This is a genomic window from Roseivivax marinus (genome assembly GCF_900109705.1).
GTDB classification, from domain to species: Bacteria; Pseudomonadota; Alphaproteobacteria; order Rhodobacterales; family Rhodobacteraceae; genus Roseivivax; species Roseivivax marinus.
This window is the reverse complement of record NZ_FOAI01000020.1, coordinates 1-25098: the sequence shown is the minus strand read 5'-3', so window position 1 is coordinate 25098 and position 25098 is coordinate 1. Positions and strand designations below refer to the sequence as shown.

At 72.0% G+C, this 25098-nt stretch carries 29 protein-coding genes and 2 riboswitches; of the genes, 9 read left to right on the top strand and 20 right to left on the bottom strand.

Going from position 1 to position 25098, the window contains the following annotated elements; translation table 11 throughout:
* The first annotated feature begins 29 nt into the window (after window positions 1–29).
* A riboswitch (cobalamin riboswitch) is annotated at window positions 30–233 on the top strand.
* 30 nt (window positions 234–263) lie between these two features.
* The 3 genes from BMX29_RS17775 to BMX29_RS17765 all read left to right on the top strand — a co-directional run bounded on the left by BMX29_RS17775 (window position 264) and on the right by BMX29_RS17765 (window position 1709).
* Entirely contained in the window at window positions 264–437 is a 174-nt protein-coding gene (locus tag BMX29_RS17775) for a CbtB domain-containing protein (protein ID WP_092815553.1), read from the top strand.
* A gap of 4 nt (window positions 438–441) precedes the next feature.
* A complete protein-coding gene (locus BMX29_RS17770) occupies window positions 442–1146 on the top strand; it encodes a CbtA family protein (protein WP_092815550.1) in 705 nt (234 codons plus the stop codon).
* A 65-nt stretch (window positions 1147–1211) separates the two neighbouring features.
* Window positions 1212–1709 (top strand): hypothetical protein, encoded by a 498-nt coding sequence (locus tag BMX29_RS17765; protein WP_092815547.1) that lies wholly within the window; start codon window positions 1212–1214, stop codon window positions 1707–1709.
* Here BMX29_RS17765 and BMX29_RS17760 read toward each other — a convergent pair.
* The 7 genes from BMX29_RS17760 to cbiE are packed head-to-tail and all read right to left on the bottom strand — an operon-like array spanning window position 1706 to window position 7173.
* Complete coding sequence (locus BMX29_RS17760) at window positions 1706–2026, bottom strand: DUF1636 family protein (protein ID WP_244889276.1); 321 nt, start codon at window positions 2024–2026, stop codon at window positions 1706–1708. The genes BMX29_RS17765 and BMX29_RS17760 overlap by 4 nt on opposite strands.
* On the bottom strand, window positions 2023–2763 hold the full coding sequence (gene cobF, locus BMX29_RS17755) for a precorrin-6A synthase (deacetylating) (RefSeq protein ID WP_092815544.1): 741 nt from the start codon (window positions 2761–2763) through the stop codon (window positions 2023–2025). Before cobF ends, BMX29_RS17760 begins: the two co-directional genes overlap by 4 nt.
* Window positions 2756–3487 carry a uroporphyrinogen-III C-methyltransferase gene (cobA, locus tag BMX29_RS17750; RefSeq protein ID WP_092815541.1) on the bottom strand — a complete coding sequence of 244 codons (732 nt, stop codon included), beginning with the start codon at window positions 3485–3487 and terminating at the stop codon, window positions 2756–2758. The genes cobF and cobA overlap by 8 nt, the downstream gene beginning before the upstream one ends.
* The gene (locus BMX29_RS17745) at window positions 3472–4800 is read right to left on the bottom strand and encodes a cobyrinic acid a,c-diamide synthase CobB (RefSeq protein WP_092815538.1); all 1329 of its coding nucleotides are present in this window, start codon (window positions 4798–4800) and stop codon (window positions 3472–3474) included. Before BMX29_RS17745 ends, cobA begins: the two co-directional genes overlap by 16 nt.
* Window positions 4797–5618 carry a precorrin-4 C(11)-methyltransferase gene (gene cobM, locus BMX29_RS17740; RefSeq protein ID WP_092815535.1) on the bottom strand — a complete coding sequence of 274 codons (822 nt, stop codon included), beginning with the start codon at window positions 5616–5618 and terminating at the stop codon, window positions 4797–4799. The genes BMX29_RS17745 and cobM overlap by 4 nt, the downstream gene beginning before the upstream one ends.
* Window positions 5615–5977, bottom strand: a complete 363-nt coding sequence (locus BMX29_RS17735; protein ID WP_342342400.1) for a cobalamin biosynthesis protein — start codon at window positions 5975–5977, stop codon at window positions 5615–5617. Before BMX29_RS17735 ends, cobM begins: the two co-directional genes overlap by 4 nt.
* A 2-nt stretch (window positions 5978–5979) precedes the next feature.
* On the bottom strand, window positions 5980–7173 hold the full coding sequence (cbiE, locus tag BMX29_RS17730; protein ID WP_092815529.1) for a precorrin-6y C5,15-methyltransferase (decarboxylating) subunit CbiE: 1194 nt from the start codon (window positions 7171–7173) through the stop codon (window positions 5980–5982).
* Between cbiE and BMX29_RS17725 the strand changes: the two genes are divergently transcribed.
* Window positions 7172–7927 (top strand): cobalt-precorrin-6A reductase, encoded by a 756-nt coding sequence (locus tag BMX29_RS17725; RefSeq protein WP_092815526.1) that lies wholly within the window; start codon window positions 7172–7174, stop codon window positions 7925–7927. The genes cbiE and BMX29_RS17725 overlap by 2 nt on opposite strands.
* Here BMX29_RS17725 and cobJ read toward each other — a convergent pair.
* The 7 genes from cobJ to BMX29_RS17690 are packed head-to-tail and all read right to left on the bottom strand — an operon-like array spanning window position 7900 to window position 15985.
* Window positions 7900–8652 (bottom strand): precorrin-3B C(17)-methyltransferase, encoded by a 753-nt coding sequence (cobJ, locus tag BMX29_RS17720; RefSeq protein ID WP_092815523.1) that lies wholly within the window; start codon window positions 8650–8652, stop codon window positions 7900–7902. The genes BMX29_RS17725 and cobJ overlap by 28 nt on opposite strands.
* Window positions 8649–9383 carry a precorrin-2 C(20)-methyltransferase gene (locus BMX29_RS17715; protein ID WP_092815520.1) on the bottom strand — a complete coding sequence of 245 codons (735 nt, stop codon included), beginning with the start codon at window positions 9381–9383 and terminating at the stop codon, window positions 8649–8651. The genes cobJ and BMX29_RS17715 overlap by 4 nt, the downstream gene beginning before the upstream one ends.
* On the bottom strand, window positions 9380–10009 hold the full coding sequence (locus BMX29_RS17710) for a precorrin-8X methylmutase (protein WP_092815517.1): 630 nt from the start codon (window positions 10007–10009) through the stop codon (window positions 9380–9382). Before BMX29_RS17710 ends, BMX29_RS17715 begins: the two co-directional genes overlap by 4 nt.
* Before the next feature lies 1 nt (window position 10010).
* On the bottom strand, window positions 10011–11183 hold the full coding sequence (locus BMX29_RS17705) for a hypothetical protein (RefSeq protein WP_092815514.1): 1173 nt from the start codon (window positions 11181–11183) through the stop codon (window positions 10011–10013).
* The gene (cobN, locus tag BMX29_RS17700) at window positions 11180–14530 is read right to left on the bottom strand and encodes a cobaltochelatase subunit CobN (protein ID WP_092815511.1); all 3351 of its coding nucleotides are present in this window, start codon (window positions 14528–14530) and stop codon (window positions 11180–11182) included. The genes BMX29_RS17705 and cobN overlap by 4 nt, the downstream gene beginning before the upstream one ends.
* Before the next feature lie 5 nt (window positions 14531–14535).
* Window positions 14536–15591 carry a cobalamin biosynthesis protein CobW gene (gene cobW, locus BMX29_RS17695; protein ID WP_092815508.1) on the bottom strand — a complete coding sequence of 352 codons (1056 nt, stop codon included), beginning with the start codon at window positions 15589–15591 and terminating at the stop codon, window positions 14536–14538.
* Entirely contained in the window at window positions 15584–15985 is a 402-nt protein-coding gene (locus BMX29_RS17690; RefSeq protein WP_092815505.1) for a DUF1636 family protein, read from the bottom strand. The genes cobW and BMX29_RS17690 overlap by 8 nt, the downstream gene beginning before the upstream one ends.
* Window positions 15986–16100: 115 nt before the next feature.
* Window positions 16101–16322: riboswitch (cobalamin riboswitch) on the bottom strand.
* Window positions 16323–16363: 41 nt separating this feature from the next.
* Between BMX29_RS17690 and cobO the strand changes: the two genes are divergently transcribed.
* Both cobO and BMX29_RS17680 read left to right on the top strand, forming a co-directional pair.
* On the top strand, window positions 16364–16972 hold the full coding sequence (gene cobO / locus BMX29_RS17685; protein WP_092815607.1) for a cob(I)yrinic acid a,c-diamide adenosyltransferase: 609 nt from the start codon (window positions 16364–16366) through the stop codon (window positions 16970–16972).
* A gap of 47 nt (window positions 16973–17019) precedes the next feature.
* Complete coding sequence (locus tag BMX29_RS17680) at window positions 17020–18465, top strand: cobyric acid synthase (protein WP_092815502.1); 1446 nt, start codon at window positions 17020–17022, stop codon at window positions 18463–18465.
* Here the strand turns inward: BMX29_RS17680 and cobD are convergent.
* The 4 genes from cobD to BMX29_RS17660 are packed head-to-tail and all read right to left on the bottom strand — an operon-like array spanning window position 18462 to window position 21762.
* A complete protein-coding gene (cobD, locus tag BMX29_RS17675; protein WP_092815499.1) occupies window positions 18462–19439 on the bottom strand; it encodes a threonine-phosphate decarboxylase CobD in 978 nt (325 codons plus the stop codon). The genes BMX29_RS17680 and cobD overlap by 4 nt on opposite strands.
* Before the next feature lie 15 nt (window positions 19440–19454).
* Window positions 19455–20396 (bottom strand): adenosylcobinamide-phosphate synthase CbiB, encoded by a 942-nt coding sequence (cbiB, locus tag BMX29_RS17670; RefSeq protein WP_425314282.1) that lies wholly within the window; start codon window positions 20394–20396, stop codon window positions 19455–19457.
* Complete coding sequence (locus BMX29_RS17665; protein WP_092815496.1) at window positions 20393–21181, bottom strand: hypothetical protein; 789 nt, start codon at window positions 21179–21181, stop codon at window positions 20393–20395. The genes cbiB and BMX29_RS17665 overlap by 4 nt, the downstream gene beginning before the upstream one ends.
* Window positions 21178–21762 carry a histidine phosphatase family protein gene (locus BMX29_RS17660; protein ID WP_092815493.1) on the bottom strand — a complete coding sequence of 195 codons (585 nt, stop codon included), beginning with the start codon at window positions 21760–21762 and terminating at the stop codon, window positions 21178–21180. Before BMX29_RS17660 ends, BMX29_RS17665 begins: the two co-directional genes overlap by 4 nt.
* A gap of 49 nt (window positions 21763–21811) precedes the next feature.
* Between BMX29_RS17660 and cobU the strand changes: the two genes are divergently transcribed.
* From cobU to BMX29_RS17645, 3 genes are read left to right on the top strand one after another with little or no spacing between them, the layout of a single operon-like run.
* Window positions 21812–22324 (top strand): bifunctional adenosylcobinamide kinase/adenosylcobinamide-phosphate guanylyltransferase, encoded by a 513-nt coding sequence (gene cobU / locus BMX29_RS17655; protein WP_092815490.1) that lies wholly within the window; start codon window positions 21812–21814, stop codon window positions 22322–22324.
* The gene (gene cobT, locus BMX29_RS17650; RefSeq protein ID WP_092815487.1) at window positions 22321–23337 is read left to right on the top strand and encodes a nicotinate-nucleotide--dimethylbenzimidazole phosphoribosyltransferase; all 1017 of its coding nucleotides are present in this window, start codon (window positions 22321–22323) and stop codon (window positions 23335–23337) included. The genes cobU and cobT overlap by 4 nt, the downstream gene beginning before the upstream one ends.
* Entirely contained in the window at window positions 23334–24089 is a 756-nt protein-coding gene (locus BMX29_RS17645) for an adenosylcobinamide-GDP ribazoletransferase (RefSeq protein WP_092815484.1), read from the top strand. Before cobT ends, BMX29_RS17645 begins: the two co-directional genes overlap by 4 nt.
* A 214-nt stretch (window positions 24090–24303) precedes the next feature.
* On the opposite strand, the gene BMX29_RS19770 is transcribed toward BMX29_RS17645, so the two are convergent.
* Together BMX29_RS19770 and BMX29_RS19440 are read right to left on the bottom strand one after the other, a co-directional pair.
* Window positions 24304–24846 (bottom strand): peptidoglycan L,D-endopeptidase MepK, encoded by a 543-nt coding sequence (locus BMX29_RS19770; protein WP_175471228.1) that lies wholly within the window; start codon window positions 24844–24846, stop codon window positions 24304–24306.
* A gap of 39 nt (window positions 24847–24885) precedes the next feature.
* On the bottom strand, window positions 24886–25098 hold a 213-nt coding region (locus BMX29_RS19440; RefSeq protein ID WP_217644402.1), incomplete at its 5' end, for a hypothetical protein.

Genomic DNA, 25098 nt, shown 5'->3' with positions numbered 1-25098 from the left:
TTATCGTTGACCGCGGCGCGGGCGATCTGCCATGACGAACCTGTGAACGGTTCCGGTGGGTGACCCGCCGGAGGAAAGAGGGAATGCAGTGAGGCGCGACGCGCCGAGGCTGCAGCTGCCCCCGCAACTGTGAGCGGACAGCAGGGTCGAACACGCCACTGGTGAAAACCGGGAAGGCCGACCCGACGCGACGACCCGCAAGCCAGGAGACCTGCCGTCACAGAAACCGCAATGCCCTCGGGTGAGATGGCAAGGAGTAAGACATGAACGTACAATCGACGACCGCGACGCCGTCGCGGACGGGGCTTCTCGGCGCCGGAATCTTCGCCGCGCTGATCGGTCTCGGCATGATCGTGGTGACCGGCCACGTGCAGGCGGACACGCTGCACGACGCCGCTCACGACGTTCGCCACGCCACCGGCTTTCCCTGCCACTGAGCCGATGTTCACACGCATTCTGACCAGCGCGCTGTTCGCTGGTGCTGCCGCGGGGCTGATTGCCGCCCTCCTGCAGCTCGTGTTCGTGCAACCAGTTCTGCTGCACGCGGAACTCTACGAGGGCGGTGAACTCGTCCATTTCGGCGGTGACTCCACCGTGCCGGCGGAGCAGGATCTCGGCGGTTTGAGCCCGGTCCGCGACGGTCTGAGCATCGTCTTCACCATGATGATCTACTCCGGTTACGCGCTGATCCTCGTGCCGCTGATGGCGCTCGCACAGGAGCGTGGCGCCCGGATAGGCGCGCGCACCGGCCTGATCTGGGGCCTCTGCGGCTTCATCGTCGTGCATTTCGCGCCGGGCTTCACGCTGGCGCCGGAGGTGCCCGGCGTGGCCGCGGCCGACGTTGGACTTCGGCAGGTCTGGTGGTTCGCCACGGTTCTGGCCGCCGCGGTGGCGCTCTGGCTGGTCGCCTTCGGGCGCGGCTGGGCGGCCTGGGGGCCAGCCGTGGTGCTGCTTGCCGCGCCGCACCTGGTCGGCGCGCCGGAGCCCGAGGTCTTCACCGGCCCGGTTCCGACCGAAATCGGCGCGCTCTTCGCGGCGCGGGCCTTCGGCGTCGGCATGGCGGCCTGGGTCATGCTGGGCGGTTTCGCCGGCCACTTCTGGGCCCGCGAGACCGCGGGGCGGGACGCCGCGGCACAGCCTGCCTGACAGCTGAAATATGCGGGTCACCGGGCGGCGCCGCCGCCCAGTGGCCCGCACCGCGGAGACACATTATGGATCGGTCCATTCCACTCCTGCTGATCGGGCTGATGTTTGGCGGCGGCCTCGGCTTCACTGTCGCCGCCGCCAACGGCATCACGCTCGACGGCCACGATCACGGCGACCCGGCCCACCACGTGGCCGGCCACCAGACGAGCATGGCGGAGCGCCACGACCACGCCACGCAGCTGTCGCTGCCCAGCGATGCACAGGCGCCGACGCTCGACGTCTCGGTCGAACCGGACCCCGCGTCCGGCTGGAACCTGCACCTGGCGACCACCGGCTTCGCCTTCGCTCCGCTCAGCGCGAGCGGCGCCCACGTGCTCGGCGAGGGCCACGCACATCTATACGTCAACGGCCAGAAACGCGCCCGGATCTACGGGGCCTGGACCCACCTCGCCGAGCTGCCGGCGGGAGACGTGGAGCTGCGCGTTACTCTCAACGCCAACGATCACCGGCCGCTGGCGGTCGGCGACGTACCGGTCGAGCAGGTGGTGACGGTCGCCAACTAGAGCGCCGGCACGCGCCCCTTCAGGCAGAAGCGCACCCGGCCGCAGCCGCGCGCGTCCTCGATCCATCCCGCCGGCGCGGTGAGGTAGAGGCGGACGGTCGCGACGATGTCGGCAGCGTCCCCGGCGGGGTCGATACCGGCGAAGAAATATGTCGCCCGGCCCGGCGCCTGCAGCGCCATGGAGACCGGCGCGGCGCAGCCGTTCAGGCAGCGTTCCGAGCGCAGCGCCACGTCGAGGCCGGAGACCTCGAGCGCCGCGCGCAAAGCGGGCAGGTCCGAGCCCTCGCAGGAGGCGCAGAGGTGCAGCCGCGCGGTCACTCCTGGGCCCGCCGCAGCAAATAGGTGTCCATGATCCAGCCGTGCCGGGCGCGCGCCGCGGCGCGGGTCTCGACGATCCTCGGGCCGGCTTCGGCGAGGGAGCCGGCCTCGAGCATCTGGTTGTCCATGCCGAGAAACGCGCCCCACCAGATCGTCAGTCCCACGGGCGACAGGGCGCGGAAGCTGCAGGCTCCGTCGAGCATCACTGCGACGCTCTCGGCCGGCTCGGGCCAGCCGTGGTCGCGCAGGCTTCGGCCGGTGGTCACCGTGACCGCGCCGTTGACCGTGTTGAACGGGATCGCGTGGGCCGCGGTCAGCGCCTGCAGCGCGGTGATGCCCGGAACGACCCGCACCCGCGGCGCCGGCGACAGGCGGTCCGCGATCCGGAGCGTGCTGTCGTAGAGGCCCGGATCGCCCCAGACGAGCAGCGCCACCGGGCCGGAGACGCCGGCGCGCGCGATGGCCGCGGACCAGCGGCGGGCGATCTCGTCGTGCCAGCGATGCACGCGAGCGGCGTAGGGCAGGCTCTCGTCTCGCACCGGCATGTCGAATTCGACGACTTCGGCGGTCGCCCCGGCGCCTGCAAGGATCGCGTGGCGCAGCTCGGCGAGGTCGTCCTTTCCTTTGGTCTTGCGCGGAACCAGGACGAGCGCGGCGTCGCGCAGCGCGCGCCGTCCCTCGAGCGTCACGTGGTCGGGGTTGCCGGTGCCGATGCCGATCAGCCAGAGGTCACCCATGCCCGGCCTCGTCGGCGAGCGCACCATAGAGGATCAGCGCCGGCAGTTCGCTGCGGGTGTCCGCCAACCGCTCGGCGAGCCGCGCCACGGTCGACCGGGTCAGGGCCTCTCCGACAGTCGTCACGCCCTCGGCCAGAAGCGCCGGCGTCGCGCCGGGCAGACCGTGCGACATGAGGAGCGCTGCGAGCCTCGGGAAGGTCCGCTTGCCCATGTAGACCACGGTGCAGGCGGCCGGGTCGGCGAGAGCGGCGAGGTTCATCTCCTCGGGCAGCTCGCCGGTGACGTCGTGGCCGGTGACGAACTGGACCCGCCGCGCAGTCAGCCGGCGCGTCAGTGGCAGACCAGCCGCCGCCGCTGCGGCGCAGGCCGACGGCACACCGGGCACGATCTCGTGCGCGATTCCCTCGGCCCGGAGTGCCGTCAGTTCCTCCTCCAGCCGTCCGAAGATCCCGGCATCGCCGGATTTCAGCCGTACGATCCGACCCCCGCCCCGCGCGTAGTCGACGAGCAGTCGCGAGACGTGATGCTGACGCGGCGACGGCCGGCCGGCCCGCTTGCCGACCCCGACGAGGTCCGCGCCGGGGCGGGCGTGGCTCAGGATCGGTCCCGAGGACAGGTCGTCGAAGAGGACCGCGTCGGCGCGCTGTAGGCGGTCGACTGCCTTGAGCGTGAGGAGCTCGGGGTCGCCCGGCCCGCTGCCGACGAAACTCACGAGGCCCGCCATGCGCCCTCCGTCGAGATCAGGTGGAAAAACGTGCCGGTGACGGTGCCGCGCCGCGAGCCGGTCTCAGGCACCGGCTCGCCGTCGGCATTGGCGACGCGGGCGAGCGGGGCGTCGGGCTGCTCGAGGATGGTCGAGTAGTGGAACTCGTGCCCGCGCAAGGCCGCCCCGGCGCCGAGGCCCGGCATCGGCACCTCGAGCACCGCGCGCCGGTAGCCGAGGTGGAACTTGCGCTTTTCGTAGGAGGTCACGAGGCCGAGAAGCCCCGCCATCGCGTGGCGCGTGCCCTCCTTGTCGATCAGTGCCTCGCCGAGCGCCATGTAGCCGCCGCATTCGCCGTGGACCGGCCGGGTCTCGGCGTGGCGACGCAGGCCGATCAGGAAGCGCTGCGCCGCGGCGATCGTGCCCGCGTGCAACTCGGGGTAGCCGCCGGGCAGCCAGACGAGATCGGCGTCCGGTGCCGGCGCCTCGTCGGCGAGCGGTGAGAACGGCAGGATCTCGGCGCCGGCGGCGCGCCAGGCATCGAGGATGTGCGGATAGGTGAACGAGAACGCGGCATCCTGCGCCAGCGCGATCCGCCGCGCTGGCGGCGGCGGCAGGTCGCGGGCGCCATGCGCCGCGCCGCCGCCGGCCGCGTCCCGGATCGCGCCGAGGTCTACATGCGCGCGCAGAAAGCTGGCGTAGCCGGCAATAGCGGTCTCGAGATCGGGATGTTCGACCGCCTGGATGAGGCCGAGGTGCCGCTCGGGCAGGGTCAGGTCGCCGCGGCGTGGCAGCACGCCGAGCACCGGCAGACCGGCGCGCTCCATCCCGAGGCGGGTGAGGCGCTCGTGCCGGGGGCTTGCCACGCGGTTGAGAATGACGCCTGCGAACGGCAGGTCCGGGCGGTAGGAGGCGAAACCGAGCGCCGTCGCCGCCGCCGATTGCGCCTGCCCGCCGACATCGAGGACCAGCACCACCGGCCAGCCCATGCGCGCAGCGGTCTCGGCGCTCGAGCCGAAGCCCGACAGGCCCTCGGTCGCCACTCCGTCGTAGAGCCCCATGGAACCCTCACCGATGCACAGGTCGGCGCCGTCGGCGCGTGCGGCGACGGCGTCCAGAAGCGCGCCGTCCATCGCCCAGGTGTCGAGGTTGAACGACGCCCGCCCGGAAGCCGCTCGGTGGAACGCCGGGTCGATGTAGTCCGGCCCGGACTTGAACGGCTGCACTTCGAGGCCGTCCTCGGCCAGCGCGCGCAGCAGCCCGAGCATCACCGTGGTCTTGCCGGTACCCGAGGCCGGCGCCGAGATGAGGAGGCCGGGAGGCCAGTCGGTCATGCCGCACCTCCCTGGCCGCCGGCCGAGCCGGTGTCGTCCGTCCAGCCCGCCCAGGGGCTCTCCGCAGATTGCGGACGGTAGCGCCGGTCGTAGTCGGCGGCATAGAGGCGGCTTTCGGCAAAGTCGCCGGCGCCGAGCGTCCGTCCGACGAGGATCAGAGCGGTGCGGGTGATGTCCGCGCCGACCGTTTCGGGTAGCTCGGCGAGGGGCGCTCGGATGACCTGTTCGTCGGGCCAGCTCGCCCGGTAGACCACGGCCGCCGGGCAGTCGGCGCCATAGTGCGGCGTCAGCGTGGCCACGACCGCGGCGAGGTTCTGCACCGACAGGTGGATCGTCAAGGTCGCACCGGTTGCGGCGAAGACCGCGAGGCTCTCGGTCTCGGGCATGGATGAGGCGCGGCCGGGGGTGCGGGTCAGGACGACCGACTGCGCGACCTCGGGCAGCGTCAGCTCCGCCCCGAGGGCCGCCGCCGCCGCCGCGAACGCCGGCACCCCCGGCGTGACGGTGTAGGCAATGCCGAGCGCGTCGAGCCGCCGGAGTTGTTCGCCCATGGCCGACCAGACCGACAGGTCGCCGGAATGGAGCCGCGCCACGTCCTGCCCGCGCGCCTCGGCCGCCTCGATTTCGGCGATGATGCCGTTGAGGTCCATCGACGCGGTGTTCACCACGCGGGCGCCCTCGGGACAGTGCTCCAGGACCGCCGGCGGCACCAGCGAGCCGGCGAACAGGCAGACCGGGCAGGCGGCGATGAGATCGCGCCCCCGAAGCGTCAGGAGGTCCGGCGCGCCGGGCCCGGCGCCGATGAAGTGAACGGTCATTTCGTGTCCTTCCATGCCAGCGCGCAGGTCGCGCAGCCGTCGCCCGAGATCACGCGCGGCGCGATCAGCCGCGCGCCGGCGCCGAGCGAGGCGAGCGCCGCCGCCTCCGCGACGCTGCCGGAGCGCCGGGCCGCGAGCGATCGGGCCGAGTGCGTCTTGGTGTCCTGCGCTTCGAGATTCGCAGCCGGGATGGCGCGGATCGGAACCCCGCGCTCGGCCGCGAGCGCTACCAGCGCGGGGTGATCGGCCTTGTCCTCGGCCGTGGCGAACCAGGCGACCGTGGGCGCCGCCCAGGCCTGCCGAAGCGCGTCGGCGAGACTGTCATGGGTCGCACATTCGCGAAATCCGAAGCCTGCCACGATCACAGCGTTCCCCGATACTGCACAACGGGGTAGGCGGCCTGCCAGCCCCGGCGGGGTCCAAGCGGTGCGGCCCGGGACAGCTCGACCCGCATCAGCTCGCCGCCCCGCGCGCCGTGCCAGGCGGTCAGGAGCGCCTCGGACTCGAGGGTGACTGCATTGGCGACGAGGCGGGTTCCCGGAGCGAGGCGCTCGGCGAGGTCGTCGAGCAGCGTCCGGGACAGGCCGCCGCCGACGAAGACCGCATCTGGGCGCGGCAGGCCCGCGAGCGCCTCCGGCGCGCGCCCCTGCACGACCTGCAGCCGGTCGGCGCCGAGCGCCGCGGCGTTGCGCCCGATACGCTCGGCGCGGTCGGGGCGGGCCTCCAACGAGACTGCGTCGTTCGCTGCGTGCGCGAGCAGCCATTCTATGGCGACCGAGCCCGAGCCGCCGCCGATGTCCCACAGCCGCTCGCCCGGCCGAGGCGCGAGCGCCGAGAGAGTCAGCGCCCGGATCGGCCGCTTGGTGATCTGTCCGTCATTGTCGAAGACGTCGTCTTCGCGCCCGGGTACGCAGGCGAGGCCGGGACCGCTCGAGACCTCGAGCGCCACGCAGAGCGGATGATGGAAGGTGCCCTCGAGCGCGTCGGCGCGGGCGTTCGTGCGCCGCTCACGCGGGCCGCCGAGCGCCTCGAGCACGGCCATGCGGGTGCCACCGAAACCCTGCTCGCGAAGGTAGCGTGCCAGTTCGCCCACCGCGGCGCCGTCGCGCAACAGCACGATCAGCCGCGCGCCGGTGGCGAGATGCGGCCGCAGCCGGCCGAGCGGCGCGGCGTGCAGCCCGAGGCAGGTCGTGCGTTCCAGCCCCCAGCCCATCCGCGCGGCGGCGCGAGCGAAGGTCGACACGCCCGGCAAGGCGTGCCACTCGGACCGCTCTAGCCGGGCGGCGATGACACGGCCGGCGCCGAACCAGAACGGATCGCCTGACGCCAGCGCTACGGTCGGCCGCCCGCGGCACTTCTCGAGCAGGTCGAGCCCGTCGGCGAAGGGCACCGGCCAGTCGATCCGCTCGGCGTTGGTGCCGGGCAGGAGCGCCAGGTGCCTCGGGGGGCCGATCACCACCTCCGCGGTCTCCAGCGCCGCGCGGCTTGCAGACGAGAGGCCCTCCGGTCCATCTTCGCCGAGACCGATGATCGTGAGCCACGGATCCTCAGCCATGTGCGCCAACCTCCTCGTTCTCGCCGGCACCAGCGAGGCGACCGCCTTTGCCCGTGCCGCGGCCGACGCGGGCTTGGCCGGGACCGTGTCCTTCGCCGGCCGAGTGGCCCGCCCGCTGCGCCAGCCGCTGCCGCGGCGGGTCGGCGGTTTCGGCGGCGTCGAGGGCCTGCGCGCCTACCTGCGGGGTCAGGCGATCACCCACGTCGTCGACGCCACCCACCCCTTCGCCGCGCAGATGAGCCGCAACGCGGTTGCCGCCTGCGCGGCCGAGGGCGTGCCGCTGGTGGCGCTGACCCGGCCGGCCTGGGACGAGGTGCCGGGCGATGACTGGACACGGGTTCCGGACATCTCCGGCGCGGTGGCGGCGCTCGATCGCGCGCCGGTTTCGGTCATGCTGGCGATCGGACGCATGCACCTCGCCGAGTTCGCCGGCCTGCCACAGCACCACTACTTGCTGCGTCTCGTCGATCCGCCGCGGGAACCGCCGCCGTTCCCCCGGCACGAGGTCGTGGTCGACCGCGGACCGTTCGACCCGGCGCGCGACCGGGAGCTGATGGAGGCCCACGGGATCGAGCTCGTCGTGTCCAAGGATGCCGGCGGGACCGGGGCCTACGCAAAGATCGCCGCGGCCCGCGCGATCGGGCTTCCGGTCATCATGATCGACCGGCCGCCGCAGCCCGGCCGGGCCGAGGTGCATGACGTCGCGGGCGCGCTCGACTGGGTGGCTCATGCAGGCACCGATCTCGGAGTGTAGACGAAGGGAGCGCCGGTTCGGCGGATCAGCCGCGTCGCGCTCGATCCCACCAGGACAACGGTCCGCATGTCGGCCATCTCGGGCGTCGCGTCGGACAGGGCCTGCACGTCGATCTTTTCCTCTGGCGTCGACACCGCGCGGGCGAAGACGATCACCCGGTCCGGCGCGCAGCATTCACTCAGCACGTCCAGCGTCCGGGCGAACCCCTCCGGTCGGGACGCCGAGCGCGGGTTGTAGAAAGCCATGGCGAAGTCGGCCTCGCAGGCGAGCCTCAGGCGCTTTTCGATCAGCGCCCAGGGCTTGAGATTGTCGCTGAGGTTGATGGCGCAGAAATCGTGCCCGAGCGGCGCTCCTGCGCGGGCCGCCGCCGCCAGCATCGCGGTGATCCCCGGCAGCACGCGGATGTCGAGCTCGCGCCATGCGGGCGTGCCGTGCTCCACGGCCTCGAAAACCGCCGAGGCCATGGCAAAGACGCCCGGATCGCCGGAGCTGACCACCACGACCCTTCTGCCCGCGACGGCGAGAGCCAGGGCGTGCCGCGCCCGGTCGATCTCGGCCCGGTTGTCGCTTTCGTGACGGGTCAGGCCCGGACGGGGCGCGATTCGCCGGACATAGGGGATGTAGCCGACCACGTCCGTCGCCTCGGCGAGCGCCGCGCTCACCTCCGGGGTGACGAGCGCCTCGGAGCCGGGACCGAGCCCCGCAATGATCACCCGGCCGCTCATGGCCGCCGGCCTTCGCCATGCACGATGACGATGGAGAAATAGGGTGCGGGCCCGTCCTCGACCGCGGTTAGCGGCGTGACTTTCTGCCCTTCCATGCTGGCGTACTGCACGAGGACCGCCCGGTCGGCGCGGCCGGCCTGCGCCAGCGCGGAGCGGATCTTTGGCAGGTTGCGGCCGACCTTCATCACCACCAGCGCATCGGCATTCAGCATGGCGCGCGCGAGCTCGGCCTCGGGCAGGGTGCCCATGACGATGCTCAGCACGTCGTCGCCCCAGGTCATCGGCCGGCCGGTGGCGGTCCAGGCTGCCGACATGCCGGTGATCGCCGGCACGACCTCGACCGGCACGTGATCCATGAGCCGGTCGTGCAAGTGCATGAACGATCCGTAGAAAAACGGGTCGCCCTCGCAGAGCACCACGACGTCCTCACCGCTCTCCGCGAGCGCGCGCAGGCGCTCGGTCTGCGCGGCGTAGAACGACGACAGGCATGCGTTGTAGCGCGGATCGGCGAGCGGGATCTCGGTGGTGACGGGGTATTCCATCGCAATCTCGCGGACGTCCTCCGACAGCATACCCTGGATGATGGTCCGCGCCCGTCCCGGACGCCCGGCCTTGCGGAAGAAGGCGACGTTCCGGGCGCTCCGCACCAGGCGGTCGGCTCTGACGCTCATCAGGTCCGGATCGCCCGGTCCGAGGCCGACGCCGTGTATGGTGCCGATCCCGCTGGTCATTCCGCGCGGCTCGCGATGGCGTTGACCGCAGCTACGGTGATGGCGCTGCCACCGAGCCGTCCGCGGACGATCAGCGACGGTGCGGGCTGCGTCTCCCAGAGCGCCTCCTTGGATTCCGCCGCGCCGACGAATCCGACCGGGCACCCGATGATCGCCGCCGGGCGCGGGCAATCGGGGTCCTCGAGCATCTCGAGCAGGTGGAAGAGCGCAGTCGGTGCGTTGCCGATCGCTACCACGGCCCCGCCGAGCTTCGGCCGCCACAGCTCCAGCGCCGCCGCCGAGCGCGTGGTCTTCAGGTCCGCCGCAAATTCCGGAACCCTTGGCTCGTGCAGGGTGCAGACGACCTCGTTGTTCGCGGGCAGCCGCGGCCGGGTGATGCCTTCGCTCACCATGCGCGCGTCGCAAAGGATCGGCGCGCCGGCGCCGAGCGCGGCGCGGGCGCGGGCGATCATGCCGGGCGCGATGCGGATGTCGCGCTCGAGGCCGACGAGGCCTGCGGCGTGGATCATCCGCACGGCCACAGGCTCGGCGTCAGCGTCGAAGGGCGCGAGCTCGGCCTCCGCCCGGATCGTGGCGAAGCTCTCGGCGTAGATTGCCGCGCCGTCGGTTTCGTAGCTGTAGGGCATGTCAGGGTCCGAAAATGTGATCGAGGTCGGCGGGCGTCAGGCCGCGGCGCTCCGTGATGTCCCAGGGCGCGCCGTGGCGCACGAGGTCGAAGCGGCCGTCGCGCCCAATGAGCGTCAGCTCCGAGGCGCGCGGGCATGCGCAGCCCTTGGCGCAGCCGGAGACATGGGCGCGGATACCGGCGGGCAGGCGTGCAGCGAGGCGGAGGGCGGTCTCGCGCGTCTCGGCCTCGGCCTGCGGGCAGAGCGGCGCGCCGACGCAGGCGGCGACCCGGAGCAGCGGATTGCCGGGCGTCGCGATCAGCCCGGAGCCTGCGAGAGCGTCGGCGGCCGGCGCGGCGGTGAGATGCAGCAGCCCAAACGGCGTGACGCGCAGCTCGGCGCCGGGCGGCAACGCATCGGCGAGTTGTCGCAGCTGCACCGTGGTGAATTGGCCGAAGGCCGCGCCGACGGTCAGGCCGCGGGCGTTGGCGCCGGGCGAAGGTCGTGGCTCGGCCGGCGAGGGTAGGTGCGATCCGGTCAACTTCGCGGGCAGCCGATGGCTGCCGGCTAGGTGCCGCGCCATGCGACCGCGACCGTCCGCGCCGACGCCACCGGAGGCGAGGAACCAGCGGGCAAGGTCGAGCGCGACCCGTAACGCCTCCTCGGGGTCACGGACCCGTCGCCCGGTCGGTGCGCCGTCGGCACGGACCAGCGCACCGCCCGGGCCGCTTTCCAGCCGGATATCGCCGCTGACCCCGGCAAGGCGACGGACAGGGCCGACAGTGTCCAGCACGAAGCCGAACTTCGCAGGCAGGCCGGCGAACTCCGCGTGCCGCAGCGCCTCGCCCAGCGTCGCAGCGATGCGGTCGTGCGGATGCTCCATGGGCCGGAAAGGGTCGAGCACGATGTTGCGCCGGGCCTCGCTGCTGTCGTCCGGGTCGAGAAGGCCGAGCGCGTCGAGACCCTCGAGCAGTTCCGGAAAGCGCGCGTCCTGCACCCCGCGGATCTGCAGGTTGGCACGGCCGGTAACGTCGATCGCGCCGTTGCCGAAGCGCGCCGCGAGTTCCGCCAGGCCGCGCGCTTGATCCGCCGACAGTGCGCCGAGCCACGGCCGAACGCGCACCACCAGCCCGTCGCCGGAGCGCATCGGCCGATGGGCGCCAGGGCACCAGCCCTTCACCACCGGCCGGCTCATTGCACCGCTCCGAGGCTTGCGAGGATCGAGTTGCGGCGCGAGCGCCAGAGCCCGGCCTCGTGCAGCGCCGCGAACCGGTCGCGCATCGCCTGAAGGGCGCCGGGATTGGCGCTCGCCATGAACGAGGTGACCTCCGCATCGCCGAGCGTCGCCTCGTGGAAGAGGTCGAAGAGCCGCGCCGGCACCACGTCCGCGAGGTGGGCGAAGGCCGCCATGTTCTCGAGCGTCGCGGCGATCTCGGCGGCGCCGCGGAAGCCGTGCCGGCGCATGCCGGCGATCCACCCGGGATGCGCGGCGCGGGCCTGCACGACGCGGGCGATCTCCTCGGTCAGCGCGCGGGCGCGCGGCCGGGACGGATCGGTGTTGTCGAGGTGCCAGAGCCGCGCGCGGCCGCCTGTTACGCCCTGCGCGGCGGCGAAGCCGGCCTCGTGGCTGGCGTAGTCCTCGGCGAGAAGAAGGTCGGTCTCGGGCAGGTCCTGCGCGTGGACGAAGCCGTCCGCGGCGGCGACGCGCGCCGCGAGCCCGGCTCGGTCCGGCGCTGCGCGGTCACCGTCGAAGGCCCAGGACGACGCGGCGAGCCAGGCCTCGCCGGCGGCCCGGCGGCCGTCGTCGGAATAGGTCTCGAGCGTGGCGCCCATGCCGAGGCCGAAGTGGCCCGGCGCGGGGCCGTAGACCCGGGCGGTCTCGCCGCCGGCATAGGGGTTCCAGTCGCCCGCCTCGTCGCGCGCCGCGAGCGCCCGGACCGCCTGCTGAAAGAGCGCCGAGAGGGTCGGGAACACGTCGCGGAAGAGGCCCGAGATGCGAAGGGTGACGTCGATCCGGGGGCGGTCGAGCTCGGCGATCGGCAGAACCTCGATCCCCGACACCCGCTCGGAGCCCGCATCCCAGACCGGGCGCACGCCAAGGAGCGCGAGGGCCATGGCAAACTCCTCGCCGGCGGTCCGCATCGTGGCCGATCCCCAGAGATCCACGATCAACCCGCGCGGCCATTCGCCCTCGTCCTGCAGGTGCCGCCGCACGAGCTCGTCGGCGAGCCGCGCGCCCTGCGCGTAGGCGGCCCGGGTGGGCACGCTGCACGGGTCGGTGGTGTAGAGGTTGCGCCCGGTCGGCAACACGTCGGTGCGGCCCCGGTAGGGCGAGCCGGACGGGCCGGCGGGGATGCGCCGGCCGTCGAGCGCTTCGAGCAGAGCGCGACGCTCTGCGTCAGCGGCGCCCGCCGTGTCGAACGGGGCCGTGCCCTCCGGTGCGCGGCCCCAGACGTGCAGGCCGTCGCCGAACTGGCTTTCCTTCACGTCGCAGACGAAACGGTCGATCCGGGTGACCGCCTCGGCCGGGCAGGACGCCGCGTCGATCCCGAGGTCGTCCTCGACGCCGAGCGCCTGCGCCTCGCCGCGGATGTCCTCGATCAGCCGCCCGCGGCGCTTCGGGTCGAGACCGTCGGCGTTCGAGAATTCGTCGAGCAGCGCCTCGAGCCGCACCAGCCGGTCGGGTGTGCCCGCGGCACGCATCGGTGGCGGGACGTGGCCGAGCGTGACCGCGCCGATGCGCCGCTTGGCCTGCGCCGCCTCGCCGGGGTCGTTGACGATGAACGGATAGACCACCGGCAGGGCGCCGGTCAGCGCCTCGGGCCAGCACTCGGAGGAGAGCGCCACCGACTTGCCCGGCAGCCATTCGAGCGTGCCGTGCGCGCCGACGTGAATCATCGCGTCGGCCTGCGTGCGGAGCCAAAGGTAGAACGCCACATAGGCATGCCGCGGCACGCGCGCGAGGTCGTGGTAATCGTCGCCGCGGGTCTCCGGCGTGCCGCGCTCCGGCTGCAGCGCAACCGTCGTGGCGCCGCGTTCCAGCGCGGCGAAATGGATCCCCTCGGGGCCGATCTGCGGGTCGGTCTCGGGCGGTCCCCATGCCGTGTAGAGGGCGGTCCGCAGCGTCTCCGGTAGCGTGGCGAGCGCGGCCTCGTAGGCCGCGAGCGGCCAGGTGATCCGCGCGCTCCCGAGGCTGCCGGCCAGCGGCGCGCCGGCCGGCGCGTCGTAGCCGGAGCCGCGCAGGTCGGCGAGGATCGCCTCGGCCGAGGCCAGCGCGTCGAGTCCCATCGCGTGGGCGAGATTCCACTCGCGGCCCGGGTAGGTCGACAGCACCAGCGCGATCCGCCGCTCGCCGGCCGGCGCGGCGGCGAGGCGTGTCCACCCCGCGACCCGGTCGGCAACCGCGCCGACGCGGTCGGCATCCGCGCGATGGACGTGTCGCGCGAACTGAAGCTCCGGATCGCGGGCCGCCGGTTCCTTGAACGACACCACGCCTCCGAAGAGCCGACCGTCGACCTCGGGCAGCACCACGTGCATCGCGAGGTCGGCGGGCGACAGGCCGCGCTCGGCCTCCGCCCAGGCGGCGCGGCCGGAAGTTGCGAGCGCCACCTGGAACACCGGCACGTCGCCAGCGTCGAGAGGCGAGGCGCCGCCGTCGCTGCGCCCCGAGAACGCTGTGGCGTTCACGATCGCTGCGGGGCCCAGCCGCGCGACCTGGCCCGCCAGCCACGTCCCGGCCTCCGCCGCCTTCAGCGAGGGCAAGAACAGTCCCAGCGCCCGGAACCCGCGCGCCTCGAGCGCCGCGAACAATGCCTCGACGGGCCCGAGATCGGCGGACAAGAGGTAGGAGCGGTAAAAGATCACCAGCGCCAGCGGCTTCTTACGGATCGATATATCCGAGGGGGGAGCGCCGCCGGCGCGGGGAGCGGACAGCCCCCTTCCGGCCTCGGCCGCGTGCGCGAGGATCGGGCAGCAAACTCCGTCGCGCGGCGTCCAGGCCCCGACGGAAGGTAGGGCCTTGGACCCGGGCACCGGCCCCGCGTACAGCCCGGCGGCGAGCGCCATCTGCGCCAGTGCCGCCTGCGCCGCGACCGCGCCGCCGGTGTCGCAAAGGTGCGCCAGCCGCCGCAGTGTCGAGACCGGCACCGTCGAGACCGCGTCGAGCCGCGCGTCGGGCCGGCCGTCCGCCGGCAGCACCGCGAGCGCCAGGCCGCGCGCCCGGGCCAGCGCCTCGACCTGCTGCAGCCCGTAGGCCCAGTAGGGCGTGCCGCCGATCAGGCGGATCAGGATGCCCTTGGCGCCCTCGAGGGTCTGCTCGACGTAGGTGTCCACCGACAGCGGGTGCTTCAGCGCAGCGAGGTTGGCGAGGCGCAGCGTCGGCATCTGCCCTTCACGACCGCCGCCGCGCTCCCATCCCGCCGCGAAGGCCCCGAGGTCGCTGTCCGAGAATGACAGCACCACGAGATCGCCGGGCGTCTGCCCGAGATCGGTGGGCGTCTCGCTCTCCTCGAGCCCGTGGCTTTCGCGGAAGACGACGTGCATTGCGCCTACTCGGCCGCCTGCCGCGTCTCGGTCAGCGCGTCGCGGATCGCCGCCTCGTCGATGTCGTCGTGCTCGGCGATGACCACGAGCCGTCCCTGCCGCGCCTCGTCCGGGCGCCACGGCCGGTCGTACTGGTACCGCACCCGGGCGCCCACCGCCTGCACGAGGAGGCGCATCGGCTTGCCGGTCACCGCGGCGTAGCCCTTGACCCGCAGGATGTTGCGCGCCCGCGCCAGCGCCTCGATGCGGGACACCAGCGCGGCGGGCTCGGCCAGTTCGGGGAGGTCGATCACGACGCTCTCGAAGTCGTCGTGATCGTGATCGTGTGGTGTGTCGTGGTGCGAGGGCCGGGCGTCCATGTCGTCCTCGGCGGCGGCGCCGAGGCCGAGGATCACGCGCGGGTCGATCGCGCCCTCGGCGACCTCGACCACCGGCAGCGGGCGCGGCGCCTCGGCGGCAATCACCTCGCGCGCCTTCGCGACGCCCTCGGGGCCGGCGAGGTCGGGCTTGGTCAGTAGCACGATGTCGGCGCAAGCGATCTGGTCCTCGAACACCTCGGAAAGCGGGGTCTCGTGGTCGATGCTGTCGTCGGCGAGCCGCTGGGCGTCCACGCGGGCGACGTCCGGCGCGAAGCGGCCGGCAGCCACGGCCTCGGCGTCGGCCAACGCGATCACCCCGTCGACGGTGATCTTCGAGCGGATGTCGGGCCAGTCGAAAGCCTTCAGAAGCGGTTTCGGCAGCGCCAGGCCGGAGGTTTCGATCAGGATATGCTCCGGCCGCGGGTCGAGCTTCAGCAGCGCCTCGATAGTCGGGATGAAATCGTCGGCCACCGTGCAGCAGATGCATCCGTTGGCGAGCTCAAGCACGTTTTCGGCCGGGCATTCGGGGATCGCGCAGCCCTTGAGGATCTCGCCGTCGACGCCGACGTCGCCGAACTCGTTCACTACAACCGCGAGCCGCTTGCCGCCGGGGTTGCGCATCAGGTGCGAGATCAGCGTCGTCTTGCCAGAGCCGAGAAAGCCGGTGACGACGGTGACGGGAAGTTTCTCGAGATCAGCCATTGGAGGCCTCCGTGACGCGGGCGAGGGGCGGGACGCGGGCGATGCAGTTGCGCTTGAAGTGCTCGGGGCGCTGGCGCCAGGGAATGAGACCGTCCGAGGTAGCGCGGTAGCGCTCGGCGCCGTCGAGCAGCGTCTCGACGTCCTCTGCCTCGTGCAGGCGGCCGTAGACGTATGTCCAGCGGCCGGGCCCGCGCAGAGCCACGGTACAGCCATGGTCGCAGTTCTGCAGGCATTCCACCGGCGTGACGGTCACGCCTTCGGGGCGCGAGCAGGCGGCCAGGTTGTCGTAAAGCCGTGCCCCCGGACGGCGATCGTCCTCGGGGATTTCCATGCCACGGCGGCACTTGATGCAAACCAGCAGCTCCGCCGGTTGCGCCTCGTCGGTTTCGGTCACGTCGGTCCCACTCCCATGGCGGGACGCGGGTCAGATGGCGGGCGGTTTTACGGATTCCACGCATCGCATCGGGGCGCGGACCACAGGCCTCCCGACACCGGAGCACCCCGTCCGGTTTCGTCGTCTCGTGCTGGCAGGTCTCCCGGCTTGCGGATCTGGAATCGCGTTGCGGCGATCCTGCGGTTGCCCGGCCTTCCCGGCCCGATGCGGGCCAGTGACCTATGGGCGACCTCTCCGGTTACGGTCGCGGGGGCGGCTGCGCCTGACCCGGGAGGCCCGGGGTTACGCATTCCCATTTTCACCCGTTTACACGGGCACCAGCATGGGCTGACATGCGCGCGTGACGCCGATCTTGTCAAGTGCCAGGAGACCGACGCCGTGGATGACCTCACCGCCCGCCACAACGAAAAGATGAAGCGGATCAAGGAGGTCCGCGACCGGATGATGGCCACCAAGACCGAGGAAAAAGGCCTTGTCGTGGTCCATACCGGCAAGGGCAAGGGCAAGTCGTCCTCGGCCTTCGGGATGATCATGCGCTGCATCGCCCATGGTATGCCCTGCGCCGTGGTGCAGTTCATAAAGGGCACCTGGGACACCGGCGAGAAGTCCTTCCTGCGCGAGCGCTTCCCGGACGAATGCCGGTTCTTCGTGTCGGGCGAAGGCTTCACCTGGGAGGTGCAGGACCGAGAGCGTGACGTTGCTGCCGCACGCCGCGGCTGGGAGATCGCCAAGGAGCAGATCCGCGACCCGGCGATCCGCTTCGTGCTGCTCGACGAAATCAACATCGCGCTGCGCTACGATTACATCGACATCGACGAGGTGGTGGAGTTCCTGTTGCACGAGAAGCCCGAGATGACCCACGTCGTGCTCACCGGGCGCAACGCCAAGCCCGAGCTGATCGAGGCCGCCGACCTGGTGACCGAGATGACGCTGGTCAAGCACCCGTTCCGCGACGGCGTGAAGGCGCAGGCGGGGGTGGAGTTCTGATCGTGCCTCGTGCTTTCGCAAGTTCGGACCGGGGCTGACGCGCTCGGATGCCGGCGGCGTTGATGATCCAGGGCACCGGCTCGAATGTCGGCAAGTCGATGCTGGTCGCGGGTCTCTGCCGCGCGGCGCGCCGGCGCGGCCTCGGCGTGGCGCCGTTCAAGCCGCAGAACATGTCCAACAACGCTGCGGTGACCGCCGACGGCGGAGAGATCGGGCGCGCGCAGGCGCTGCAGGCGCTGGCTTGCGGTCTGGCGCCGGTCACCGACATGAACCCGGTGCTGCTGAAGCCCGAAACCGATACCGGCGCGCAGGTGATCGTGCAGGGGCGGCGCCTTACCTCGACGCGGGCGCGGGACTACGCGCGGCTGAAGCCGCGCCTTCTGGACCACGTGCTCGAGAGCTACCGGCGCCTGCGCGCCGCCCATGACCTCGTCATCGTCGAGGGCGCCGGCAGCCCGGCCGAGGTGAACCTCCGGGCCGGCGACATCGCCAACATGGGCTTCGCGACGGCGGCGGAGGTGCCGGTGATCCTGGCCGGCGACATCGACCGCGGTGGCGTGATCGCGCAGCTCGTCGGCACCCGTGCGGTCATGGCGCCGGCGGATGCCGAGCGTGTCGCGGGCTTCGTCATCAACAAGTTCCGCGGCGATCCGAGCCTCTTCGACGACGGTTACCGGACCATCGAGGATTGCACCGGTTGGCCCGGCTTTGGCGTACTGCCGTGGTTCCCAGACGCCTGGCGTCTACCCGCGGAGGATGCGCTCGACGTCGCTGCGCCGTATCGCGAGGCGGGGCTGCACGTCGTCTGCCTGCAGCTGTCGCGGATCGCAAATTTCGACGATCTCGATCCGCTCGCGCAGGAGCCGGGCGTGCGGTTAACCATGCTGGCGCCGGGTCGGGCGGTGCCGGGCGACGCCGACGTGGTGATCCTGCCTGGCAGCAAGTCCACTCGCGGCGACCTTGCCTTCTTGCGCGCGCAGGGGTGGGACATCGACCTCGCCGCGCACGTGCGCCGGGGCGGCCAGGTCCTCGGAATCTGCGGCGGCTACCAGATGCTCGGCCAGAGCATCGCGGACCCCGAGGGTCTCGAGGGCGCGCCCGGAACCGACCCGGGGCTCGGGCTTCTCGACGTCGAGACGGTGATGCGGGCGGACAAGACGCTGACCGAGGTCTCGGCCCGCCACGTGCCGAGCGGCGCGGGGTTCCGCGGCTACGAGATCCATATCGGGCGCACCGACGGCCCCGACCGGGCGCGGCCCTTCGCGCGGGTGGCGCAGGCGCCCGAGGGCGCGATCAGCGAAGACGGTCGCATCGCGGGCAGCTACCTGCACGGCATGTTCCGCGACGACGGCTTCCGCGCGGCGTGGCTGTCGACCTTCGGCGCAGCGTCCGGGCTGTTTTACGATGCGGGCGTAGAGGCGGCACTCGACGCGCTGGCCGACCACGTCGAGGCGCATCTCGACGTGACCGGGCTGTTCGCCGCGGCGCGCTAGGCGGCCTCGCCGGTGAGGGCGGCGCGCAGGCGGGACCAGTCGGGCTCGGATGAGGGCAGGCCCAGCCGGATCCAGTGCGGCGCGTAGGGGAAGATCCGGGTCCAGATCCGGTGCCGTGCCAGTGCGTCCTGTACCGCGGCGGCCTCCGCGACCCGGTAGGTACGGAAGAGCGCCGCCCCGCCGACGAGATCCCAGCCGGCTCCGGCCGCCAAGGCATCGAGCCGCGCGGCATCGCGGTGCAGCCGGTCCACGGTTTCCGCGCGCCAGGCGTCGTCCGCCAGCGCCGCTCGGCCGGCCGCGATGGCCGGGCCGCTGACCGCCCACGGACCGGCAAGGCTGCGAAGCCGCGCCGACAGCTCGTCGCCCGCCAGCACGAATCCGAGCCGCAGGCCGGCGAGACCGTAGAACTTGCCGAAGGAGCGCAGAACCAGCAGCCGGGCGTCGGCCGCGCCGAGCGATCCGGCGAGCGACAGCTCGGGCGTGGGATCGGCGAAGCTTTCGTCGACCACCAGGAGACCCACGCGCGCCGAGAGGGCGCGCAGCGTGGCCGGGTCGTGCCGCCGGCCGTCGGGGTTGTTCGGGTTCACCACGACGGCGATGTCGGCACCGGCAAGGGCGTCGATCCCGGCGACCTCCGCGACCTGCCAGCCGGCGGTCGCGAGCGCGCCGGCGTGTTCGTTGTAGGTCGGCCCGAGGACGCGGGCGCTGCCGGTATCGGCGAGCCGCGGCACGAGCTGGATCCCGACCTGCGCGCCGGCGAGCGCCACGGGGGTGACCGTCGCGCCGTAGGCCTGCCGGGCCGCGGCCTCGAGCGCCGCGATCTCCGCGGCGGTCGGCAGCGCGTTCAGAACGTGCGCGAACAGGTCCGGCATCGGGTAGGGGCGCGCGTTGATCCCGGTCGAGAGGTCGAGCCAGTCGCCGCTGCCGTAGCGCGCCGCCGCGGCATCCGTGTCGCCGCCATGATCGCGTGTCATCCCGTCCCCCCGGGGTCAGGCCAGCGCGAGGCCGGCGAGAAGCGCCGCCAGACAGACCATCGCCCGGCGGTAGAGCGCAAGGCCCCGTGCGATGTCGGCCGCGTCCGGATCGGCGCCGCCGTCATTGACGAAGGGCTCGTCGGCGATCCGCGCGCCATAGACGCGCGGGCCGGAAAGACGCACACCGAGCGCGCCGGCCATCGCCGCCTCGGGCCAGCCGGCGTTGGGCGAGCGGTGCTGCCCGGCATCGCGCCACATCACCGGCAGCGCGATATGCGGCCGCAGCGAGGCGAGAGCGAAGACCGCGCCGGTCAGCCGCGCCGGCACCAGGTTCACGAGGTCGTCGAGCCGCGCCGCCGCCCATCCGAACGCCTCGTGCCGCGGCGTCCGGTGACCGATCATCGAGTCCATCGTGTTGATCGCCTTGTAGAGCGCGAGGCCCGGCAGCCCGCCGATTACCCCCCAGAAGAGCGGCGCGACGATGCCGTCCGAGGTGTTCTCGGCGAGGCTCTCGATCGTGGCGCGGGCGATGCCGGCGCCGTCGAGCCGGGCGGGGTCGCGCCCGACGATCATCGCCACCGCGCGGCGCGCGGCCTCGAGATCGCCGGCAGCGAGCGGGCGGGCCACCGAGGCGACGTGATCGTGCATCGACCGGATTGCGAGGAACGGCCAGGCGAGTACACCGCCGAGGACGAGCCCAAGCGGTCCGGCGGGCAGGGCGGCCTGAACGAGGGTGGCGGGCGTGGCGACGACGATCAGGACAAGCGCCACGGTCGCGGCGCCGGCGATCCTGCGGCACCGTCCGGTGCCGGCGTCATCGTTCAGGCGCCGGTCCAGCGAGGCGATCAGCGCGCCGATCCAGGTCACCGGGTGACCGATGCGCGAATGAAGCCGGTCGGGCCAGCCGAGCGCCGCGTCGACGAGGGCCCCGAGGAACATCATCGCGGCGAAGCTCACGGCCGGCCCCCGGTCTCGAAGGTCACGAGCCCGGTTGCGCCGGCCTCGGCCATCGCGTGCTCCGCCGCCCTCGTGTCCGATCCGGGCGCGAAGACCAGGCCGCGGGCCGAACCCGTATGCGCCCGGACGTGCCCAAGCGCGCCGGTCGTTGCGGCGAGCTCGGGCATCGGATCGTCCGCGGGCCCCCTCAGCGCCGTGCAGCGCTGTGCGGAGACGCTGGCGAGGCGCGCCGCGGCGACGAGGTTTGGAGCGGTCCGCCAGTCTTTCATGAGGTCCGAGATGTCTGGAAAGTCGTGGTCGGCCGCATCGGTCGGGCAGGGCGGGCCGAAGAACCCGCCGACGATCCGTGCCCGGGGCGGTGGCGGCAGCGCCTCCAGTGCCCGCGCCTCGCGTGAGGCCCAGAGCACCGCGTCGGGTGCCTCGAGCATCAGCGGATCTGTCGCGCCTTCGACGGAGAGGCAGAGCGCGGCGATCCCGGACTTGGGCATGCCGGCGGCCCGGGTGAGTGCGATAAGTGCGGCGGTCGAGGCACCGGCCCCACCACCCGGCGGCATGTCGGCTCTCAGCCGGAAGCGCCCCTCCGGTCGCTTGGACTGTCGCCAGAGGCATGCGAGGTGCGACGGGGCGAGGATGCGCGTGCTCTGCTCGAGAGAAAACGACCCGTCGCCGATCCGCTCGAGCCGCACCGACAGCGCCGGGCAGGCCATGGTGACCAGCGCCACCGGGCCGTCGGCTCCGAGGCGCCCCTGCAACCACTCCCCGAAATGACCCGCCACACGGATCATGCGAAGGCCGAGGGCGGCAGTCCGACGCCGAGGATCGCCAGCCCGCCCGCGTAACACCGGAACCGGGTCACCGAGAGCGGCGCGATGTCGAAGGCGAGACCGCGGGAGGGTGCCCCGAGCGCGCGCCCGAGCGCCGCACGGACCGTGCCGGCATGGGCCACGACCGCCACCGGACGCGCCTGCGCCACTACGATGAGCGCCGTCAGTGCCGGGTCAAGACGCCCGGCCATGTCCTCGAAGCTCTCGCCCCCGGGCCAACGATGCGAAGCGAGGGCCTCTCGGGTCATCTCGCCAAGGTCAGGCAGGTCCACGAAGCTCTGTCCGTCGAAGCGGCCGAAGTCCTGCTCCCAGAGGCGCTCTTCGGTCTCGATCCCGCCGTCGGCCGATAGCGCACGGGCCGTCGCCAGGCACCGCGCGGCGGGGCTCGCTATCATGGCGCTGCCCGCGAGGAACTCGGCCAGTCCGGCGAGCGAAGCGGCGTCGGGCAGGATCGCGGGGACGTCCGTGCGCCCGCACAGCCGCCCGCCATGGTCGGCCGGCGCGTGGCGGATTATCAGTAGGTCTCCTGGCGCGGGTCGCATATCGGTCAGGTCTTTTCCCCGGAACGACTTTCTGCTTTGTCACGGCGTCATGGGAAAGTCGATCCTCATCACCGGTGGCGCGCGGTCGGGCAAGAGCGCCTTTGCCGAGACGGCCACCCTCGCCATGGGGTCGAAGGCCGTCTACATCGCCACGGCCGAGGCACAGGATCCCGAGATGGCCGAGCGGATCGCGCGTCACCAGGCGCGGCGCGGCCCCGAATGGCGGACGATCTCGGCGCCGCTCGATCTCGCCGGGGCCCTGCGCAACAGCGACGGCGATGTGCCGCGGCTCGTCGATTGCCTGACGCTGTGGCTCTCGAACCTCATCCTCACGGACTGCGACTGGGAGCCTGCGGCGCAGGAGCTTGCAGAGACGATCGCCGCGCAGCGCGCCTCGCTCGTCATAGTCACCAACGAGGTCGGGGCCGGCATCGTCCCGGAAAACGCGCTCGCCCGTCGCTACCGCGACGCGGCGGGCCTTCTGAACCAGCGCGTCGCGGCGGTCTGCGACGAGGTCCAGCTCTGCGTCGCCGGCTACCCGATCAAGGTGAAACCCCGATGAGCGACTATCCCGCGTTCGATGACCTGTACTCGATTGCCGGCTGGGCGCGGACCATGCCGGCCTTCGACGCGGCCGCCGCCGCCGCCGCACGCGACCGCCAGGCCGAGCTGACCAAACCGCCCGGGTCGCTCGGGCGGCTTGAGGATCTCGCGGTGTTCATGGCCGGCTGGTCAGGTAGCGCGCGCCCGCGGATCGACAGCGCTCAGGCCCTCGTCTTCGCCGGCAACCACGGCATCTGCGACCGCGGCGTAAATCCTTTCCCGCAGGAGGTGACCGCCCAGATGGTCGCCAATTTCGAGCGCGGCGGCGCGGCGATCAACCAGCTTTGCCGTCACGCCGGGGCGACGCTCTCGGTGGTGGCGCTCGACCTCGACCGGCCGACGCGCGACTTCACCACCGGCCCGGCGATGACTGAGGCGGAGTGCCTCGCGGCGATGCGGCGTGGCGCCGGCGCCGTCGATCCGTCCGCCGACGTGGTGGTTCTCGGCGAGATGGGCATCGGCAATTCCACCGTGGCGGCGGCGCTCGCCCATGCCTGCTTCGGCGGCGCGGCTGCTGATTGGGTGGGCCGCGGCACCGGCGCCGACGCGGACCGGCTGGCGCTGAAGACGCGGGTGGTCGAGGAGGGGCGGGCATTGCACGCCGATGCAATCGGCCTGCACGTCCTGGCGGCGCTCGGCGGCCGGGAACAGGCGGCGATCTGCGGGGCGGTCTTTGCCGCGCGTGCGGCGCGCATCCCGGTGCTGATCGACGGCTTCATCTGCACTGCCGCGATCGCGCCGCTCCACGCCGCCGCGCCGGCATTTCTCGATCATTGCCTCGTGTCGCACGCGAGCGCCGAGCCCGGCCACGCCCGGCTCTGCGCGGCTCTGGGCCAAGTGCCGCTCCTCGATCTCGGCATGGCGCTGGGCGAGGGCACCGGCGCGGCGGTGGCCCTGTCGATCCTGCGCGGCGCGCTCGCGTGCCACGACGGCATGGCCACCTTCGCGGAAGCGGGTATCGGCGGCGCATGAGCGCCCGGCGCCGCATCGCCGAGGCGCAGGTGGCGGTGATGCTGCTCACCCGCCTGCCGGCGGGCCGGCTGCGCGATCCCGTCCCGACCCTCGCTGAGGCGCAATGGGCCTACCCGTTGGTCGGCCTGCCGGTGGGCCTGCTGTGCTGGCTGGTCCTCGCAGGGGCTCTCTGGGCGGGCCTGCCGGAGCCCGTGGCCGCGATGCTGTTCCTCGTGGCGAACGCGATGGTGACCGGCGCGCTGCATCACGACGGGCTTGCCGATTTCGCTGACAGCATCGGCGGCGGGCGCGACCGGGCGCATTGCCTCGAGATCATGCGCGACAGCCGGATCGGCAGCTACGGCGCACTCGCGCTGATCCTCGCGCTTGGCTGTCAGGCGACGGCACTGGTGTCCATGGACGCGTCTCTGAGCGTCGTGCAGGTACTCTCGATCACGGTAACGAGCCGGTTAGCGATGCTCGTGGTCATGCAGTTCGCGCCAGCCGCCCGGCGCGACGGGCTCGGCCATTCGGCAGGAGGGCAGAGCGTGGCGGTTCTCCCGGTCGGAGCGGTGGCCGGTCTCTTGCTCTTGCTTGCGACGGGTTCCGGCGCGTCTTCCTTCGCAATGGTGATCGCCTCAATGGCCGGGCTGGCTGTGGTCCTGCGCCTCGCGTGGCGTAGGCTCGGTGGGTATACCGGAGACGTGCTCGGTGCGGTGCTGATGACGTTCGAGACGATCTGCTACGTGGTGCTGTCCGCATGGGCTGCGTGACAGGTCAGAGTGCAGATCTCGCGCGGTTCTGGTCGTTCCGTATGCCAGAGATCGCCACCCTGAGATGTCTCGACCGTCTGATCCAAGCCGACTTCTCCGGCGGCTGGCGGCAAGGTGCGTTATCCGCGGAAGATCAGCTTCCCCAGGTTCGGATCGGGCCGGAATCGATGTGCGTGAACCGAGAGCCGTAGCGCCCGACACCGCCGACCTCGAGTCATTCGGCCAATCGCGCGATCTCTTCGGGCGGGATACCTTCGAACCTGATGTCCGCCGCACGTCGCAGCATGTGGTAGCTCGTCGAGGATGCACCCGAGCTGCGGCTTTGTAGGACTCTCGTCGTATGCGCGGTCCGGAAGCCGGACAGGAGCGTGATCTCGCCGGAATGTCCGTTCCGTTTCGCTTCATTGGTCAGCGCCGCCAGGGTCCAGTAGATCCGGCGGTCGATGTCCTCGGCCTCTTCTGCGCGCCAGTCCCGGAAGATCCAGTCGAGCGTGTGCAAGGGACCGCGTCTTTCGCGGCCGTTGGCCATGAAGCGAAGGGCGACCTGTTCGCCGGTATGCGCGTTCCTGATGTTAGGATGGCTGTCGACCTGCGGGAACACCGCGTCTAGGCGCGTTCCCGCCCGCGAGGGTGGGGGAAGCGGCTCGGAACTGCGGAAGCCACATCCGGATACCAACGGCAAAGCCAGGCTTGCGCCGAGGGTGCCCAGAAAACGTCGCCGGCCGAAGCGGCCCGCGGAGACGGGTTGTGTGATCATCGGTTGCCTCATCGCTGCTCGGTCCCGTTGCCCGGGATCTCAAGACGAGGCGCTTTCCATAGCGCCTGCGGGATCGAGCATGATTTCGAGAGGCCGCTGCCGCAACGTGTTTTCACGCGGCACGCCAAAGTTCTGGCGGGTGTCGCCCTGTCGGTCACTAGCAACTGTATCTGTCAGGTAGCCGGAGCGGCCCATTTCTGACGGTTCCTGCACAGCGCGTTCGCGATGGTTACGAGCTTTCGGGCAACCGCG